The 17,860-nt window shown below is 62.7% G+C and carries 18 protein-coding genes; 9 read left to right on the top strand and 9 right to left on the bottom strand.

Annotation, left to right across the window (positions count from 1 at the left end; translation table 11 throughout):
* Positions 1–3: 3 nt before the first annotated feature.
* Together LOY26_RS17645 and LOY26_RS17640 are read right to left on the bottom strand one after the other, a co-directional pair.
* Entirely contained in the window at positions 4–2,511 is a 2,508-nt protein-coding gene (locus LOY26_RS17645) for an ABC transporter permease (RefSeq protein ID WP_186663195.1), read from the bottom strand.
* A 5-nt stretch (positions 2,512–2,516) separates the two neighbouring features.
* Positions 2,517–3,200, bottom strand: a complete 684-nt coding sequence (locus LOY26_RS17640) for an ABC transporter ATP-binding protein (RefSeq protein ID WP_258713941.1) — start codon at positions 3,198–3,200, stop codon at positions 2,517–2,519.
* A gap of 10 nt (positions 3,201–3,210) precedes the next feature.
* Between LOY26_RS17640 and LOY26_RS17635 the strand changes: the two genes are divergently transcribed.
* The 3 genes from LOY26_RS17635 (at position 3,211) to LOY26_RS17625 (ending at position 5,253) form a co-directional block, all read left to right on the top strand.
* On the top strand, positions 3,211–3,816 hold the full coding sequence (locus LOY26_RS17635) for an arylesterase (RefSeq protein ID WP_186663194.1): 606 nt from the start codon (positions 3,211–3,213) through the stop codon (positions 3,814–3,816).
* Positions 3,817–3,874: 58 nt separating this feature from the next.
* On the top strand, positions 3,875–4,156 hold the full coding sequence (locus tag LOY26_RS17630) for a hypothetical protein (protein WP_033699086.1): 282 nt from the start codon (positions 3,875–3,877) through the stop codon (positions 4,154–4,156).
* Between the two features lie 119 nt (positions 4,157–4,275).
* Complete coding sequence (locus tag LOY26_RS17625) at positions 4,276–5,253, top strand: L,D-transpeptidase family protein (protein WP_186655126.1); 978 nt, start codon at positions 4,276–4,278, stop codon at positions 5,251–5,253.
* A 123-nt stretch (positions 5,254–5,376) separates the two neighbouring features.
* Here the strand turns inward: LOY26_RS17625 and oprI are convergent, their stop codons facing one another.
* Positions 5,377–5,628: an outer membrane lipoprotei OprI gene (gene oprI, locus LOY26_RS17620; protein ID WP_003259780.1), complete on the bottom strand. Its 252-nt coding sequence runs from the start codon at positions 5,626–5,628 to the stop codon at positions 5,377–5,379.
* Between the two features lie 504 nt (positions 5,629–6,132).
* Between oprI and LOY26_RS17615 the strand changes: the two genes are divergently transcribed.
* Positions 6,133–6,414 (top strand): GNAT family N-acetyltransferase, encoded by a 282-nt coding sequence (locus LOY26_RS17615; protein WP_033699084.1) that lies wholly within the window; start codon positions 6,133–6,135, stop codon positions 6,412–6,414.
* A 52-nt stretch (positions 6,415–6,466) separates the two neighbouring features.
* Here the strand turns inward: LOY26_RS17615 and LOY26_RS17610 are convergent, their stop codons facing one another.
* Positions 6,467–7,543 carry a 3-deoxy-7-phosphoheptulonate synthase gene (locus tag LOY26_RS17610; RefSeq protein WP_033699083.1) on the bottom strand — a complete coding sequence of 359 codons (1,077 nt, stop codon included), beginning with the start codon at positions 7,541–7,543 and terminating at the stop codon, positions 6,467–6,469.
* A 234-nt stretch (positions 7,544–7,777) separates the two neighbouring features.
* Here LOY26_RS17610 and LOY26_RS17605 point away from each other — a divergent pair, with 234 nt between their 5' ends.
* The 3 genes from LOY26_RS17605 (at position 7,778) to cysB (ending at position 10,430) form a co-directional block, all read left to right on the top strand.
* Positions 7,778–8,725, top strand: coding sequence for a putative 2-dehydropantoate 2-reductase (locus LOY26_RS17605; RefSeq protein WP_186663193.1), 948 nt, complete (start codon positions 7,778–7,780; stop codon positions 8,723–8,725).
* A 104-nt stretch (positions 8,726–8,829) separates the two neighbouring features.
* The gene (locus LOY26_RS17600) at positions 8,830–9,327 is read left to right on the top strand and encodes a universal stress protein (RefSeq protein WP_033699079.1); all 498 of its coding nucleotides are present in this window, start codon (positions 8,830–8,832) and stop codon (positions 9,325–9,327) included.
* Between the two features lie 128 nt (positions 9,328–9,455).
* A complete protein-coding gene (gene cysB / locus LOY26_RS17595) occupies positions 9,456–10,430 on the top strand; it encodes an HTH-type transcriptional regulator CysB (protein WP_033699078.1) in 975 nt (324 codons plus the stop codon).
* Between the two features lie 39 nt (positions 10,431–10,469).
* On the opposite strand, the gene LOY26_RS17590 is transcribed toward cysB, so the two are convergent.
* From LOY26_RS17590 to LOY26_RS17570, 5 genes are all read right to left on the bottom strand, one after another.
* On the bottom strand, positions 10,470–11,204 hold the full coding sequence (locus tag LOY26_RS17590) for a phosphoadenylyl-sulfate reductase (protein ID WP_033699077.1): 735 nt from the start codon (positions 11,202–11,204) through the stop codon (positions 10,470–10,472).
* A gap of 103 nt (positions 11,205–11,307) precedes the next feature.
* Positions 11,308–12,651: an aminodeoxychorismate synthase component I gene (gene pabB / locus LOY26_RS17585; RefSeq protein WP_258713940.1), complete on the bottom strand. Its 1,344-nt coding sequence runs from the start codon at positions 12,649–12,651 to the stop codon at positions 11,308–11,310.
* 158 nt (positions 12,652–12,809) lie between these two features.
* Positions 12,810–13,790 carry an alpha-L-glutamate ligase-like protein gene (locus tag LOY26_RS17580; RefSeq protein WP_033699074.1) on the bottom strand — a complete coding sequence of 327 codons (981 nt, stop codon included), beginning with the start codon at positions 13,788–13,790 and terminating at the stop codon, positions 12,810–12,812.
* Complete coding sequence (locus LOY26_RS17575; protein WP_033699073.1) at positions 13,790–15,325, bottom strand: inactive transglutaminase family protein; 1,536 nt, start codon at positions 15,323–15,325, stop codon at positions 13,790–13,792. Before LOY26_RS17575 ends, LOY26_RS17580 begins: the two co-directional genes overlap by 1 nt.
* 5 nt (positions 15,326–15,330) lie before the next feature.
* Positions 15,331–15,867 (bottom strand): ATP-dependent zinc protease, encoded by a 537-nt coding sequence (locus LOY26_RS17570; RefSeq protein ID WP_033699072.1) that lies wholly within the window; start codon positions 15,865–15,867, stop codon positions 15,331–15,333.
* Positions 15,868–16,160: 293 nt separating this feature from the next.
* On the opposite strand from LOY26_RS17570, the gene LOY26_RS17565 reads away from it, so the two are divergent.
* Both LOY26_RS17565 and prpB read left to right on the top strand, forming a co-directional pair.
* A complete protein-coding gene (locus tag LOY26_RS17565; protein WP_050506083.1) occupies positions 16,161–16,877 on the top strand; it encodes a GntR family transcriptional regulator in 717 nt (238 codons plus the stop codon).
* Positions 16,874–17,764, top strand: a complete 891-nt coding sequence (prpB, locus tag LOY26_RS17560) for a methylisocitrate lyase (RefSeq protein ID WP_033699071.1) — start codon at positions 16,874–16,876, stop codon at positions 17,762–17,764. Before LOY26_RS17565 ends, prpB begins: the two co-directional genes overlap by 4 nt.
* Positions 17,765–17,860: the final 96 nt, after the last annotated feature.

Raw genomic sequence — 17,860 nt, 5'->3', positions numbered from 1 at the left:
TTCTTACCCCTCCCGCAACACCGTCAACGGGCTGGCATTGAGCGCCCGCCGTGTGCCCAGCACCCCAGCGCCACCCACCAGCACCGCCCCCACCAGTGGCAGTACCAGCAGCCATGGGTGCGGGTGCCACTGCAGGTCGAAGGCGTAGCGGTACAGCACCAGCGTGATCAGCTCGCAACCGAGTGCGGCCAGTAACCCGCTGGCCGCGCCCAGAAGGCCAAACTCGATACGCCGCGCCTTGACCAGCAACGGCCGCGCCGCACCCAGCGCACGCAGCAAGGCGCCCTGGCGGATGCGTTCGTCGAGCGTTGCCTGCAAGCCGGCAAACAGCACGGCCAGCCCCGCCGCCAACACGAACAACAGTACATACTCGACCGCCAGGGTGACTTGGGCGAGGATGCTGCGCAGTTGATCAAGCAAGGCGTCGACCTGAAGGATGGTCACTGCCGGGAAGGCCCGGGACAGGGCGACCACATCCAGGTCATGACCTGGGGCCAGGTAGAAACTGGTGAGGTAAGTGGTGGGTAACCCCTGCAGCGTTCCAGGCTGGAAGATCATGTAGAAGTTCGGCTGGAAACTGTCCCAGTGCACGCTGCGCAGGCTGCTGACCCGGGCCTGGCGTTGCTGGCCACCGATGTCGAAGGTCAGCAGGTCGCCCAGTTGCAGCTTCAGGCTGGTGGCCAGTTCTGCCTCGACCGATACACCGGGCACCTCATCGCCGGAAGGCAGTGCCTGCCACCAGTTGCCCGCCGTCAGCGCGTTGCCGTCGGGTAGCTCGGCGGCCCAGGTCAGGCTGAGGTCGCGTTGTACGGCCCGCTCGCCGGCAGAGTCCTTGCTGACGACCTGTTGCACCGGTTGCTGGTTGATCTGGATCAGGCGGCCGGGTGTCACCGGGTATAGCGGCGCCGAGGCCGCATTGACCTGCCGCAGGCGCTGGGCGAACGGTTCGCGATCATCTGGCAGGATGTTCAGGGCAAAGTGATTCGGCGCGTCCTTGGGCAGTTGCGCCTGCCAGGTGTCGAGCAGTTCGGCGCGCAGCAGTGCAACCAGCGCCATGGCCAGCAGGATCAGGCCAAACGCCAGGGCCTGGCCAGCGGCCGCCAAGGGGTGACGTAACAGCTGCCCCAGCCCCAGGCGCCAGGCCAGCGGTGCGCCGACCAGCAGTTGGCGCAGGCTGCGGAGCCCGAGCAGCAACAGGCCGCCGAGTACCACTGCGGCGACCAGGCCGCCGCCCAGCAGTGCGAACGTCAGCAGCAGGTCGAGGCTCAGGCGCCACATGATCAGGCCCAGGGCCAGCAACGCAGCGCCATACACCAGCCAACTGCTGGGCGGCACCGGCAGCAGGTCGCGGCGCAACACGCGCAGCGGCGGCACCTGGCCGAGGGCGGCGAGCGGCGGCAAGGCGAAGCCAGCAAGGGCCACCAGCCCGGTGCCCATACCGGCGAGCGCCGGCAAGATGCCGCCCGGTGGCACCACACTCGGCAGCAGGCCATGCAGCAGCCGGAACAGGCCCAGCTGTGCCAGCCAGCCGAGCAGGGCGCCTGCCACGGCTGCCACCAGGCCAAGCATGGCCAGTTGCAGGCAGTACAGGCCCAGCGCTTGCCGCCGGGACAGGCCAAGGCAGCGTAGCAGCGCACTGGCATCCAGGCGCCGTGCGGCGTAGCGGCTGGCCGACATGGCCACGGCAACGCCGGCCAGCAGTACCGCTACCAGGCTGGCCATGTTCAGATAGCGCTCGGCCTTGCTCAAGGCGCCACCGATCTGCCGGTTGCCATCGCGGGTGTCGCGCAGGCGCTGGCTGGCCGCCAGGTCTTTTTCCACGGCCTGGCGATACTGGGCCAGTGCGTCGATGTCGCCGCGCCACAGGTCACGGTAGGTCACCCGGCTGCCGGGCTGAATCACCCCGGTCGCCTGCAGGTCCGTGAGGTTCATCATTACCCGAGGGGTCAGGCTGTAGAAATTATTGGCGCGGTCCGGTTCGTAGGTCAGTACACGGCTCATGCGCAGGGTTTTCATGCCCACATCGATGCTGTCGCCGATCGACAGCCCCAGCGCGGCCAGCAACCTCGGTTCTACCCAGGCCTCGCCGGGCGCCGGGCCACCGCCGGGGGTTTCTTCGGCATAGGGTGCTGCGGCGCTGCGGACTTGCCCGCGCAAGGGGTAGGCGCCGTCGGCGGCCTTGACGCTGGACAACTGGATGCCGCTATCGCCGCCCACCACACTGGTGAACTCGACCAGCTGTGCGTGGCGCAAACCGAGTGATGTGCCTGCACTGATCTGCTCGTCGCGGGCCGGTGAGCTGCCCTGCAGCACCAGGTCGGCGCCGAGGAACTCGCTGGCGCGCAGTTGCATGGCGCCGTTGAGGCGGGCGCCGAAGTAACCGATTGCGGTGCTGGCGGCTACGGCTACCAGCAGGGCAAAGAACAGCACGCGCACTTCGCTGGCGCGGATGTCGCGCAGCAACTGGCGTAATGCCAGGCCGCACAGTCGGGAGAAGGGCATGCTGGTCATCGGGCTCAGACCTCCACGGGGGCTATCAGGCGCCCCGCGTCCAGGCGGATCAGGCGCCGGCAGCGGCGGGCCAGGCGCTCGTCATGGGTGACCAGTACCAGGGTGGTGCCACGCTCCTTGTTCAATTCGAACAGCAGGTCGCTGATGCGCTCGCCGGTATGGCTGTCGAGGTTGCCGGTGGGCTCGTCGGCGAACAGCACGGCAGGTTGTGCGGCGAAGGCGCGGGCGATGGCCACCCGCTGTTGTTCACCGCCGGACAGCTGGCGCGGTGTGTGGCTCAGGCGCTTGCCCAGGCCAACCCGTTCGAGCAGGGTGCGGGCCTGCTCGCGGGCATCGCGGCGCCCGTCGAGCTCCAACGGCAGCATGACATTCTCCAGTGCGTTAAGGCTGTCGAGCAGTTGGAACGACTGGAACACGAACCCGACATGCTCGGCGCGCACACGGGCGCGTTGGTCTTCGTCCAGTGGTCCCAGGTCGTGCCCGGCGAGGATGACCTTGCCGGCGCTGGGGCGGTCGAGGCCGGCCAGCAAGCCGAGCAAGGTCGACTTGCCTGAGCCCGAAGCGCCGACGATGGCCAGGCTGTCGCCCTGGGCGAGGTCGAGAGAAAGTGCGTGGAGGATGGTCAGGTCGCCTTCCGCGCTGGGGACCACTTTGCTAAGGTTCTGCGCAACGAGAATGCTGGGGCCCATGGAGAATCCAATGCGAATGTGGTGGTTGAGTGCCGGTCTGGCCTTGTATTGCCTGGCCCAGAGCGCCACGGCGGGAACGGTGCTGGTGGTTGGCGATAGTATCAGCGCCGGTTTTGGCCTGGATAGCCGCCAGGGGTGGGTCTCTTTGTTGCAGACCCGGCTCAAGGACGAAGGTTTCGATGATCAGGTGGTCAATGCCTCGATCAGTGGTGACACCAGCGCCGGAGGCCAGGCGCGGCTGCCGGCGCTGCTTGCAGCGCACAAGCCGGCCGTGGTGGTGCTGGAGTTGGGCGGCAATGACGGGCTGCGCGGGCAGCCGCCGCAGCAATTGCAACAAAATCTTGCTTCGATGATCGAGAGCGCTCGGCAAGCGGGTGCCAAGGTGCTGCTGCTGGGTATGCGCCTGCCGCCCAATTATGGTGTGCGCTACACCACGGCGTTTGCCCAGGTGTATGAGCAGTTGGCGGCAGAAAAACAGGTGCCATTAGTGCCTTTTTTCCTTGAGGGCGTGGGTGGCGTGCCGGAGCTGATGCAGGCCGATGGCATCCATCCGGCGCAAGGTGCCCAGCAGCGCTTGCTGGAAAATGCCTGGCCGAAGATAAAACCCTTGCTGTGACGCTTTAAACGGGGGCGGGTTTCGGCTAAGGTTGCGCCCCCCGTTTCGAGAGCCCCCGATGCCGCGCCCTGCCTGGTCCCTTTATGCCTACCAACTGATCGAGCCTGACGAACAGCTCGACCTGTTTGCCTGCCAGGAAATCCGCGTCCACCTGGCCGCTCGCCAGCTTGAGCTTGGCGTGCCGGTCGACCGTACCCTGTGTGGCGGCCTGCTGCCCGCGCAGCCGCGCTGGTCGGGCGTGCAGCGCTCGATCTACCGCGACAACCGTCTGTGCGCGCTGTGCCGTGCCATTCTCGACGCCCAGCGGCGCGGCATGCGGCCGGTGTGGCCGCAGCTTTGACGGGCAAACTGTCACACCTTTCATCATCTGAAACGCTTGCATACCGCCAATGCCTCCCGCTTGCATCGGTGCGGGTGTACAATCGATCCTCTTGACCCACCTTTCGAAGGATTTACCGGATGTTGCCGCGCTTTCCTGCCGTCACCCGTAGCCTGTCCCTGGCCGCCCTGCTGGTAGCGGGCCCCGCTGCTGCGCTGGAACTGCCACTGCCACCCCCTGGTGAAGACATTATCGGCCAGGTGCAGGTGATCAAGGCCAAGTACGAAGACACGTTCGCCGACATCGGTACCGCCAACGACCTTGGTTACCTGGAAATGATCGCCGCCAACCCGGGTGTCGACCCCTGGTTACCGGGCGCCGGCACCGAGATCATCCTGCCGACCCGCTATGTGCTGCCGCCCGGCCCGCGCGAAGGTATCGTCATCAACCTTGCCGAGTACCGCCTGTACTACTTCCCGAAAGGGGAGAGCGTGGTGCATACCTTCCCGTTGGGTATTGGTCGTGAAGGGTGGGGTTCGCCGATCGCCAACACCAAGATTACCGCCAAGACCCCGAATCCGACCTGGACCCCGCCGGCCTCTATCCGTGCCGAGCATGCTGCCGACGGCGATATCTTGCCGACAGTGGTGCCTGCCGGCCCAGACAACCCGCTGGGGCCTTTCAAGTTCACCCTGGGTGTACCGGGTTACCTGATTCACGGTTCGAACAAGAAGTTTGGTATTGGCATGCGTACCAGCCATGGGTGCTTCCGCATGCTCAACAACAACGTACTCGAACTGTCGAAAATGGTCCCGGTCGGTACGCCGGTACGCATCATCAACGAGCCCTACAAGTTCGGTATCAGTGCCGGCAAGGTCTATCTCGAAGCGCACACTCCGCTGGACGATCAGGGCAACCCGTCAGTCGTGGACAAACACACTGCGGTCATCAATGCCTTGCTCAAGCGTGAAGACCTGGCGAACAACCTGCGGATGAACTGGGACATGGTGCGCGACGTGGTCGCCGCCGAAGATGGCATGCCTGTCGAGATCGCCGTGCCGGTCGATAATCAGGGTACTGCACCGATGGTGACGAGCATTCCGCCCGAATTGCAGTAAGGTTTCGCGACCTGCCCAGGGCCTGCCTTAGTGCAGGCCTTTTCGTATGTGCGCTGCGTGTTGAGCGGCAATAAAAAAGCCGACCCACAAGTGGGTCGGCTTCATAACAATCCGTGAGGACTATTACTTGCGGCTGGCTTTGTCCAGCATACGCAGAGCACGCTCGTTGGCTTCGTCAGCGGTCTGCTGAGCCTTCTGAGCGGCTGCCAGTGCGTCGTCAGCCTTACGGTAGGCTTCGTCAGCACGAGCTTGAGCGCGAGCTGCTGCGTCTTCAGTCGCAGTCAGACGAGCTTCGGTTTCTTTGGATACGCTGCTGCAACCGGTAGCCAGAACTGCGGCCAGAGCCAGAGCAGAGAATTTCAGAACGTTGTTCATCGTGTTCCCCTTCAAGGACTTTCTATTAAAGAGCCATCTCTCGGAATAGAGAAACTGGCCGGCGTACATAGTACCCATTACTTGTAGTAAGTAAACTGACTGAGCGCAAGAACTGCAAAAAAAATGTTGCGCCAGCTCACGCCGACACGCATTGCGACGCTTTTCTGGAAAAAACGGCCAAGGCGCGCAAGCGGTTGTAGTACGGTAACTTTTTTGTTGAACTAACGGTGACTTTGGCTGTCCTTCAGCGTCTTAAGGGCTAGAACATCCGGCTTCTGTTGGCGTACCGGGAAGAGTCGATTTAACCCCGTTTCTCGCCATTTTTAACCGCTGCCACCTTGAGCAATCCCGCCTGCCGCGCCTACTATCTTGTGAGTGCCGGGTGCAGAACCATTGCAAGCGCCTTGCGGTCCAAGGGGCAACAGGTGGCGTAGAGGTTCTATGCCGGATCAACCACCATCGGTTAAGGTATGGGTCTGCCGAGAAGACCTGCGAGGAGTTGTGATGAGCGAAGCGCTGACCATCCACCATGACCAGGCCGGTCATCAGTTCGAGACCAGCGTGGACGGTCATCGTGCCTATCTGACGTACATGGACCTGGGCAAGCAGACGCTGGACATCTATCGCACCTTCGTGCCCAACGCCCTGCGCGGGCGTGGGATTGCCGCAGCACTGACCGAGCGGGCCTTGGAGTATGCCGAGCAGATGGGTTACACGGTGATACCGTCGTGCTCTTATGTAGAACGCTACATGGAGCGCCAGCAGCGTCACTCCAGCAAGGCTTGAACTATTAGATAAAAGAAAAGGGGCCGTTCGCGGCCCCTTTTTTCGTCTTTGCTCAGCCGCGCTGGCGCTGTGGCAATACATCCTTGAGCTTGGCGTGCATGCTGCGCAGGGTCTTCTCGGTGGCGGACCAGTCGATGCAGGCATCGGTGACCGAAACACCATATTGCAGTTCGTTCAGGTCTTTGGGGATCGACTGGCAACCCCAGTTCAAATGGCTCTCGACCATCAGGCCTATGATCGATTGGTTGCCTTCGAGGATCTGGTTGGCGACGTTTTCCATCACCAGCGGCTGCAGGGCCGGGTCCTTGTTGGAGTTGGCGTGGCTGCAATCGACCATGATGTTGGCCTTGATCTTGGCCTTGGCCAGGTCTTGTTCGCACAGGGCGACGCTGACCGAATCGTAGTTCGGCTTGCCATTGCCGCCGCGCAATACCACGTGACCGTAAGGGTTGCCCTTGGTGGTGACGATCGATACGCCGCCTTCCTGGTTGATGCCCAGGAACCGGTGCGGTTTGGATACCGACTGCAGGGCGTTGATCGCTACGGTCAGGCCGCCATCGGTGCCGTTCTTGAAGCCGACTGCCGAAGACAGGCCCGAGGCCATTTCCCGGTGGGTCTGGGATTCGGTGGTGCGGGCGCCGATGGCCGACCAGCTGATCAGGTCCTGCAGGTACTGCGGGGAAATCGGGTCAAGCGCTTCGGTGGCCGTCGGCAGGCCCATTTCAGCCAGGTCCAGCAGCAGTTGGCGACCAATGTGCAGGCCGTCCTGGATCTTGAACGAGTCATCCAGGTACGGATCGTTGATCAGGCCTTTCCAGCCGACCGTCGTGCGCGGCTTTTCGAAGTACACGCGCATGACCAGGTACAGCGTGTCGGACACTTCTGCGGCCAGTACCTTCAGGCGTTCGGCATACTCGTGGGCAGCCTTGATATCGTGGATGGAGCAGGGGCCGACCACGACGAACAGGCGATGGTCCTTGCCGTCGAGGATATTGCGCACCACTTCGCGGCCGGCAGTCACGGTCTGCAGAGCCTTGGCGCTGAGAGGGATTTCCTTCTTGAGCTGATCGGGGGTGATCAGGGTCTCGTTGGAAGCAACGTTTAAGTCGTCGATCGGTAAATCAGCCATCGTGTTACTCGTCAGGTCACGGGTGCCGGCCGCCAGCAATCCCCGTGCGGCCCAGCAGCAAGAATGTTCGCAGCGGGGAGCCGAACCTTAGCGCGTTACAGGGGGCGCGACAATGGGCTTGACCCCGTCAACCCAGGGATTTTCCCCACGCTGGCGGTGGTGTGGTGCGATTGGGGTGCCCAGGGTGCAGCAACCGGTGTAAAAAAGCGCACGGACATTTACCTGGAGATTGGCATGCATCCGCGCAAACCACGTATCGGCATCATCGGCAGTGGTGCTATCGGCGGCTTTTATGGGTTGATGCTGGCACGGGCCGGTTTCGATGTGCATTTCCTGTTGCGCAGTGAGTATGAAGTGGTGCGCGACCAGGGGCTGATGCTTGAAAGCGCAGTGCATGGCACCTTGCAGATGAAGGTTCAGGCTTATGTCAGCGCTGCCGACATGCCGCAATGCGACTGGCTGTTGGTGGGGGCCAAGGCCACCAGTAACGAGCAGTTGGCGCCGCTGATCGTCCAGGCCGCCGCGCCCGATGCGCGGGTGGTATTGCTGCAGAACGGCCTGGGTGTAGAGGCACAGTTGCGTCCGGCCTTGCGCGATGACATGCACTTGCTCGGCGGCTTGTGTTTCATTTGTGTCAACCGCCAGGCGCCTGGGGTAATTCGCCATCAGGCGCTGGGGGCGGTCAATCTTGGCTATCACAGCGGGCCTGCCCGCGATGGCGGTGCCGCGCTGGTTAAGGAGGGGGCGGGGTTGTTCCAGGCGGCGGGCATCGATTCCCAGGCCATGGATAACCTGAGCCAGGCGCGTTGGCAAAAGCTGGTGTGGAACGTGCCTTATAACGGGCTTTCGGTGTTGCTCGGCGCCAGCACCACACCGTTGATGGCCGACCCGCACAGCCGGGCGCTGGTCCAGGCGTTGATGGCCGAGGTGGTCCAGGGTGCCGCTGCCTGCGGCCACGTACTGCCCGAGGGCTATGCCGAGCATCTGTTCCAGATCACCGAGCGGATGCCCGACTATTGGCCAAGCATGTACCACGACCACGCGCAGCAGCGCCCGCTGGAGCTTCAGGCTATCTATGCCGAGCCGTTGGCGCAGGCGCGAGCGGCAGGTTGCAACTTGCCGCGCATGCAGATGCTTTACCAGGCACTGTCGTTCATCGACCGCGCTGGCCGGCACCCCTGAAGCCTGCACAGCCCGCGCCGGCAGCACGCCGGACGGCAAAGCGTGCGTGCGGCGCGCTGCTAAGCTGAAGCTTGCTCTGCCGCAGCGGCAGTCGAGGAGGTCGAATGATCCGCTCCATGCTGTACGCCACCGACCTCGGTGTCTACGCCCCTTTTGTCATGCAGCACGCCCTGGCCCTGGCGCGGACGTTCAATGCAGAGCTGTATGTGATCCACGCGGTAGAACCCATGGGGCAGTTTGCCGAATCGCTCCTGCAAAGCTACCTGGATGAACAGACGCTGGACCAGTTGCACAGCCAGGGCGTCACCACCGTCATGGCCAATATCGAACAACGCGTGCTGGAAAACTTTCGCGATGAACTGGGTGAAGAGGCAGACCTGGCTGTCATCAAGGCGGTGCGTGTGCGCCAGGGTGACCCTGCCCAGGTGATCCTCGACCAGGCCCAGCGCCTGAGTGTCGATCTGCTGATTTTTGGGAGCCACAGTGCAGGTGCGGGGGTTGATGTACCGCTTGGGCGAACGGCGGTGCGATTGCTTCAGCTGTCGCCTGTGCCGGTATATATGGTGCCGCTTGCACAGCATTTGGGGCGTAGGAAAACGTGAAGCTGGCTGTAGGCTTATACGGGGCGCGTGTAACAAAATAGTTCTAGATTAATTTCCAGAACCACTAATATAGTTATATATCGTCGCTGCCTGCTGCCGCTGACTCACCGCTGAACCGAGGGAAACCTATGAAGCTTCAACAACTGCGCTACATCTGGGAAGTGGCGCACCACGACCTCAACGTCTCCGCGACGGCGCAGAGCCTGTATACCTCCCAGCCAGGTATCAGCAAGCAGATCCGCCTGCTCGAGGATGAGCTGGGTGTTGAAGTCTTTGCCCGCAGCGGCAAGCACCTGACCCGCGTCACCCCGGCCGGTGAGCGCATCATCAATACCGCTGGCGAGATCCTGCGCAAGGTCGAGAGCATCAAGCAGATCGCCCAGGAATTCTCCAACGAGAAGAAGGGCACCCTGTCCATCGCCACCACCCACACCCAGGCACGCTATGCGCTGCCGCCGGTGATCAGCAGCTTCATCAAGCAGTATCCGGAAGTGGCCCTGCACATGCACCAGGGCTCGCCCATGCAGATTGCCGAGATGGCCGCTGATGGCACTGTCGACTTCGCGATTGCCACCGAGGCGCTGGAGCTGTTCGGCGACCTGATCATGATGCCGTGCTACAAGTGGAACCGCTGCGTCGTGGTACCACAGGGGCACCCGCTGACCAAGCTGCCGAAGCTGACCCTGGAAGCGGTCGCCGAATACCCTATCGTTACCTACGTGTTCGGCTTCACTGGCCGTTCGAAGCTGGACGAGGCTTTCAACCATCGCGGCCTGACGCCGAAGGTCGTGTTCACCGCAGCGGATGCCGACGTGATCAAGACTTACGTGCGCCTGGGGTTGGGTGTCGGTATCGTCGCCAAGATGGCAGTAGACACCAAGCTCGACAGCGACCTGGTGGCCCTGGATGCCAGCGAGTTGTTCGAGGCCAGCATCACCAAGATCGGCTTCCGCCGTGGCACCTTCCTGCGTGGGTTCATGTGCGACTTCATCGAGAAGTTTGCCCCGCACCTGACCCGTGAAGTGATGGCCAAGGCCATTCAATGCCATAACAAGCAGGAGCTCGAAGAGCTGTTCGACGGCGTCGAGCTGCCGGTGCACTGATCCTGAAATGTAAGGGGCCGCAAAAGCGGCCCCATTCATTTATGCCTTGCTGATCAGGTTGCCAGCGTGCAGCCCGCATTCCTTCTGGGTCGACTCTTCCCACCACCAGCGGCCTTCGCGCTCATGCTGGTTCGGCAGCACCGGGCGTGTGCACGGCTCGCAGCCAATACTGATGAAGCCGCGCTCGTGCAGGCTGTTGTAAGGCAGTTCGAGCATGCGAATGTAGCCCCAGACTTCCTCACTGCTCATCTGTGCCAGCGGGTTGAACTTGTACAGCGTACGCTCGGGGGTCGAGAAGGCGCCGTCGATTTCCAATGCCGCCACCTGGCTGCGGGTGCCCGGGCTCTGGTCTCGGCGTTGACCGGTGGCCCAGGCACTTACCGTGGCCAGTTTGCGTCGCAAAGGCTCGATCTTGCGGATGCCGCAGCACTCGCCATGGCCATCCTTGTAGAAGCTGAACAGGCCCTTTTCCTTGACGAACGGGTCGAGCTTGCTGCGATCGGGGCTGAGCAGTTCGATCGGCAGGTTGTACTGCTCGCGGACCTGGTCGATGAACCGGTAGGTTTCCGGGTGCAGGCGGCCGGTGTCGAGGCTGAACACCTTGACCTGCTTGTTCAGCTTCCAGGCCATGTCGACCAGTACCACGTCTTCGGCGCCGCTGAAAGAGATCCACAAGTCGTCGCCGAAGTGTTCGAAGGCGAGCTTGAGGATGTCCTGCGGGGACTTGTTGGCATAGGTCGCGGCAAGGGCGGCGACGTCGAAGGGTTGGCTCATCAGGCGGTTTCCATCTTGGCTGTGGCGCTGTGCGCTCGTAATAGGGTGATGGTAACAAAAAATACGGGGTTAGACGCCCGGCATAGAGGCTTGTGGCGCCGGGTCAGAGCTGTTGCAGGGTTTGCATCAGCACCCGTACCTTGGCAATCGATTCTTCATACTCCGCCGCCCAGTTCGAATCTGCCACCACCGCGCCACCTCCCCAGCAGCTCACGTGCCCATCCTTGACCAGCAAGCTGCGAATGGCGATCGAGCTGTCCATTTCGCCGCGTACGTCGATGTACAGCAGCGAGCCGCAATACAGGGCTCGGCGGGTAGGCTCCAGCTCGTCGATGATCTGCATGGCACGAATCTTGGGCGCGCCGGTGATCGAGCCGCCCGGGAAGCTATCGCCGATCAGGTCCAGGGCATCCTTGTTGCTGGCCAGTTGCCCGGTGATGCTGCTGACCAGGTGATGCACGTTGGGGTAGCTTTCCAGGCTGAACAGCTCGGGCACCTTGACCGAACCGATCTGGCAGGTGCGGCCCAGGTCGTTGCGCAGCAGGTCGACGATCATCAGGTTTTCCGAGCGGTCCTTGGCGCTGTGCAGCAGTTCTTCGGCATTGCGGGCGTCTTCGTCCGGGTCGCTTGCGCGCGGGCGGGTGCCTTTGATCGGGCGGGTCTCGACCAGCCCCTGGCTGACGCGGATGAAGCGTTCCGGGGAAAAGCTCAGCAGTGCGCTGCCGTCGGCCAGTTGCTGGTAGCCGGAGAACGGCGTTGGGCACGCCTTGCGTAGCGCCTTATAGGCGTGCCACGGGTCGCCTTCGCAGGGGGCGCGGAAACGTTGTGTCAGGTTGATCTGGTAGCAATCGCCGGCCTGGATATACCGCTGTACCTGGTTGAACGCTGCCTCGTATTGCGCGGGTTGCAAATCGCCCTTCATGGCGGCGAGTAGGTGGAACTTGCCACCCGCGGGGGTATCCGCTGCGTGGAACAGGGTGATCAGGCGCTCGCGCTCGTCAGCTGCAAGGTGGGGGTGGAACACCAGTTGGCTGGTGCCTAGCTGGTGATCGGTCACCAGCGCCCAGTCATACAGCCCCAGCTGGGCATCGGGCAGGCTGAGGTCGTCTGCGGCGAGGCTGGGCAGTTGCTCCAGGCGGCGGCCGAAGTCGTAGCTGAGGTAGCCGATCAGGCCGCCGGCAAACGGCAGTTGCACCCCATTGGGCAATTCGGCGTGGCCGAGTTGCGCCAGCCCTGCACGCAGGCGTTGGAGGAACGCGCGGCCGTCCTCGTCTGCTTGCGCTTGCAGATAGTGCACGGGCCAGGCGCTCAACAGGTCATAGCGCCCGCGTTCGGCGCCGGGGCGGGCACTGTCGAGCAGGATCGCGCCGGGTGCCTGGCGCAGGCGGGCGAAATAGGCAGCGGGATCGGGCTGGTAGGGCAGGGGGTAGAGCGTACAGGTCGGCATCAGTGTGGACGGCGATGTAAAAGCGAGGGGGCGATTGTAGACCTGTGTAGGAAAAGCGCCTAGCGCTGGGCGCGACATTAAACCGTTCGATTGCGTGCCGGTGCCGCTATCCAGACTTTCGCAGGTGAACCCGCGAAGGTCTGGATAGCGGCAGGCTGTCAGTGCGGATGCACGTGCCCGAACAGCCCTTGCGATACGCGAACACGCTGTTCGGCATCTTCGGTCAGGCCATCCTTGGCCAGTGCTTCAATGTGCGCCTCGATGGCATGGGTGCGCTGGGTCAGCCCGCAGTCGTTGGCAATCTGGATGTTCAAGCCCGGGCGGGCATTGAGTTCCAGGATCAGCGGCCCCTTCTCCTGGTCCAGCACCATGTCGACACCGATGTAGCCCAGGCCGCACAGCTCGTAGCAGCCGGCTGCGAGCTTCATGAAGCCGTCCCAGTTGGGCAGCTGCACGCCGTCCACCGCATTGGTGGTGTCCGGGTGCTTGCTGATGATGTTGTTCAGCCAGGTACCACGCAGCGTCACGCCGGTTGCCAGGTCGACACCTACGCCGATGGCGCCCTGGTGCAGGTTGGCCTTGCCGCCGGACTGGCGGGTCGGCAGGCGCAGCATGGCCATGACCGGGTAGCCCATCAGCACGATGATGCGGATGTCCGGTACGCCTTCGTAGCTGATGCTCTTGAAGATCTGGTCCGGTGTCACCCGGTATTCGATCAGCGCACGGTCACGGTGGCCGCCGAGTGAATACAGGCCGGTCAGGATGCTCGAGACCTGGTGCTCGATCTCTTCGTGGCTGATGATCTTGCCCGACACCGTGCGGTAACGGTCCTCGAAGCGATCGGCGATCACCAGGATGCCGTCACCGCCGGCGCCTTGCGCCGGCTTGATGACGAAATCACTGCGCCCGCCAATGATCTGGTCGAGCTTCTCGATCTCTTTCTCGGTCTCGATGACGCCGTACATTTCCGGCACATGGATGCCCGCTGCGAGTGCGCGCTCCTTGGTGATGATCTTGTCGTCGACGATCGGGTACAGGTGGCGCTTGTTGTACTTCAGGACATAGTCCGCGTTGCGCCGGTTGATACCCATGATGCCCCGGGCCTCCAGGGCTTTCCAGGTCTTGATCAGTCCGAACATCAGGCGTCAGCCTTCTTCAGGAACGCTTTGAAGCGAACGAGCTCGGTCAGGCGGTAGCCGCGGTAGCGGCCCATCGCCAGCATGAAGCCCACCAGGATCAGCAGCACCGCTGGGAAGGTGAAGACGAAGTACACCAGCTCCGGCACCATCATCAACAGGTGCGCCACGGAGGCTGCGAACAGGGTGCCGATGGCCACTTTCATGGCATGGCCGCCGCCGCGCTCTTCCCAGGTGATCGACAGACGTTCGATGGTCATGGTCAGAATCACCATCGGGAACAGCGCCACCGACAGCCCGCGCTCCAGGCCCAGCTTGTGACTGAACAGGCTGATAGCGGCGATCAGCACCACCACGAAGGTCAGCACCACCGACAGGCGTGGCAGCATCTGCAGCTTGAGGTGTTCGAGGTACGAGCGCAGTGACAGGCCCAGTGCCGTGATCACCGTGAACAGCACGATGCCGAAGCCCAACTGGGTTTCACGGAAGGCCAGGGCGATCAGTACCGGGGTGAAGGTACCCAGGGTCTGCAGGCCGATCAGGTTGCGCAGGACCAGAATCACCAGCACGCCGATCGGGATCATCACCATGATCATGAAGGTCTGCTGGGTCTGCAGCGGCAGGCTGTACAGCGAGTATTCGAGGAAGTCGGCGTCGGTGTTCTCGTCGGTCAGCTTGGCCAGGCGGATGGCGTTCATCTCGCTGTTGTTCATGCTGAAGGTGACGTTGGCTTTCTTGCCGCCATCGACGCTGATCAGGTTGTCGTCACCGGTCCACCACAGCAGGCGGTCGCTGGGCAGGCCCTGCTCGCCGGTGTCCGGGTTGAAGTACAGCCAGTCGTTGCCGTTGAAGCTGCGCAGCCACAGCTCCGGGGTCTGCGGGGTGTCGGCGACCAGGCGGATGGTGTGGACCTTTTCCATCGGCACGTGGGCAATGGACAGCAGCAGGTCGATGATCTGGGCTTTTTTCATGGCCGAGGTGTCGCCGGCCAGCAGCAGCTTGACGTTGTCGTCGTTGAGATTGTTGACCCGCTTGATGGTCTCGCTGACGAAGGTCTCGACGTCGGCCGAATGCTGGCGGATCGGCGCCATCAGGGCCTCGGCGGCGATTTTTTCGGGGCCTTCGACAGCCAGGCTGTCACGGAAGGTCGGGCCTTTGACGGTGGTCTTCTCGTTGCTGTAGCGCTTGGTCAGCACCAGGCGGTAGTAGAGGGTCTGGTTGCCGCTGGCGCGGCGTGCCGACCAGGTCACCTTGCGGTTGCCGTCGGCACGGTTGACGCTCACCCCGTAGTTGTTGGAGATGAAGCTCTCGTTGAGGCTCACGTAGTCGCGGTTCAGCGGCGGCACGAACATCTGCACCTTGACCGGGTCTTTGGTGCTGGCCACGAACTCGACCTTGGCGTCGATGTTCCACAGGTCGTCGGTTTCATCCTCGGTCACCGGGATGCCGAGGAAGAAGATCTGATAAGCCGTGACCGCCACGCCCAGCAACACCAGCACGGTGATCAGGACTTTCAGATGGAGGGTAAGAGAGCGCATCGGGATTACTCTGCTTTGGGAGCGTCGGTGGCACAGGCAGGTTTGCCGGCCGCGTATTTAAGGCTTGGGTCGACCAGCGCGTCGAAGTGCTTGAGCGCCTCGGAGCCGATCAGCAGCGGGAACTGGAACGCGCTGCGGTCGGTGAGGTTGACTTCGATGGTGCGCAGGGCCTGGCCCATGCAGATTTCGAGTTCGATGACCGGGCGCGCGGTATAGGCCTTGCCCGATTCGGCATCGTAGTCGCCTGCTCGTCGCTTGATCTTGCTGACGCGCGCAAGGGGGCGCTCGATCGGGTGCGAGTGGGCGGCATCGATGGCCAGGTAGAAGCGTACCCAGCTCTCGCCGTTGCGCTTGAAGCGCTTGATGTCTCGGGCACTGAGCGAGGCGGTCTTGGCGCCGGTGTCGAGCTTGGCGGCCACTTCCAGGTCAAGGTCGCCCAACTGTGCGTATTCGTTGAGACCGTACACGGTCTTGCCCGCCGCTTGGCCGATGGCCGGCAGCAGGGTGAGGCATAGCAGCAATAAAACGGGTGTAAGTCTCATAGTCCTGGCGCGGTACTGTGCAGGGTTCGGGGCAAGGCGACTGGCAACGACTGCGCAAGCTTCCTCGTTCATCTGTCAACAACATGAATAGATGACAGACACGCTATCCATACTCCGTCGGAGGCGCGGCATTCTATCACGCCGACGTCTTGACGCCAGCGCGTCGCGATCTGACAGCGGCTGGGCAGGGTTAGTTCGTTCTTAGACGATTGTCGACAATGTTGATTTTGTCTTTGACTGATAGCGCTTAATTAGCTAATTTCTGGCCATGTGATTATCAGGGTGTCGACAATATGCTGGACCTTTCCACTTCCAGCCCCGCGTTGGCAGACGAAACGGAAACCTTGTCCGAAAACGTCTTTCGGCGAATCCAGGCGGCCATCGTCAAGGGCGAGATCGCCCCGGGCAGCAAGATCTCCGAGCCGGAGCTGGCGCGTACCTACGGCATCAGCCGCGGGCCGCTGCGCGAAGCCATCCACCGGCTCGAAGGCCAGCGCCTGCTGGTGCGCGTGCCGCATGTCGGGGCGCGGGTGGTGTCGCTCAACCACGCCGAGCTGATCGAGCTGTACGAAATCCGCGAATCGCTCGAAGGCATGGCCTGCCGCCTGGCCGCCGAGCGCATGAGCCAGGCCGATATCGACGAGCTGCGCCGGGTGCTCGACACCCATGAGCGCGATGCGGCGTTCCAGGCCGGTGTCGGCTACTACCAGCAGGAAGGCGACTACGACTTCCATTACCGGATCATCCAGGGCAGCGGCAACCAGACCCTGGTCAAGATGCTCTGCGGCGAGCTGTACCAACTGGTGCGCATGTACCGCATCCAGTTCTCCGCCACGCCCAATCGGCCGCGCCAGGCGTTTGCCGAGCACCACCGGATCCTCGATGCCATCGCCGACCGTGACGGTGAACTGGCCGAACTCCTGATGCGCCGCCACATCGGCGCGTCCAAACGCAACATCGAGCGTCACTACCTGGACGCCAACGACAACAGCCCACGAGGTGATTCATGACTGTGAAGAGCACGCCCGGCCAACGTTTCCGCGACGCGGTTGCCGCCGAACATCCCTTGCAGGTGGTCGGCGCGATCAACGCCAACCATGCCCTGCTGGCCAAGCGCGCCGGTTTCAAGGCCATTTACCTGTCCGGTGGCGGTGTTGCGGCAGGCTCGCTCGGCCTGCCGGACCTGGGTATCAGTGGCCTGGACGATGTGCTCACCGACGTGCGCCGCATCACCGATGTCTGCGACCTGCCGCTGCTGGTGGATGTCGATACCGGTTTTGGCGCCTCGGCGTTCAACGTGGCACGTACGGTGCGTTCGATGTGCAAGTTCGGCGCTGCCGCCATCCATATCGAGGACCAGGTCGGTGCCAAGCGCTGCGGCCATCGCCCGAACAAGGAAATCGTCACCCAGCAGGAGATGGTCGACCGGATCAAGGCCGCCGTCGATGCGCGTACCGATGACAGCTTCGTGATCATGGCGCGTACCGACGCCCTGGCCGTCGAAGGCCTGAACGCTGCCCTGGACCGCGCCGCTGCCTGCGTCGAGGCGGGCGCCGACATGATCTTCCCGGAGGCCATCACCGAGCTTTCGATGTACAAGACCTTCGCTGACCGTGTGAAGGCGCCGATTCTGGCCAACATCACCGAATTCGGTGCCACGCCGCTTTACACCACCGAAGAGCTGGCGTCGGTCGACGTGTCGCTGGTGCTGTACCCGCTGTCGGCCTTCCGGGCCATGAACAAGGCGGCCGAAAATGTGTACACCGCGCTGCGTCGCGACGGCACCCAGAAGAACGTGATCGATACCATGCAAACCCGCATGGAGCTCTATGACGCCATTGGTTATCACGCCTTCGAGCAGAGCCTCGATGCGTTGTTTGCGCAGAAGAAAGGGTAAGCGATGGCGCCGGCCCCCTTTGGCAGCGGCTTTAGCCGCGAAGAGGCCGGCAAGGCACGCCGAATTAGCCAGAAAGCAATCCATAACAAATTCAAG

This window comes from Pseudomonas sp. B21-047 (genome assembly GCF_024748775.1).
Lineage (GTDB): Bacteria > Pseudomonadota > Gammaproteobacteria > Pseudomonadales > Pseudomonadaceae > Aquipseudomonas > Aquipseudomonas capeferrum.
This window is presented reverse-complemented; position numbering and strand designations above follow the sequence as displayed.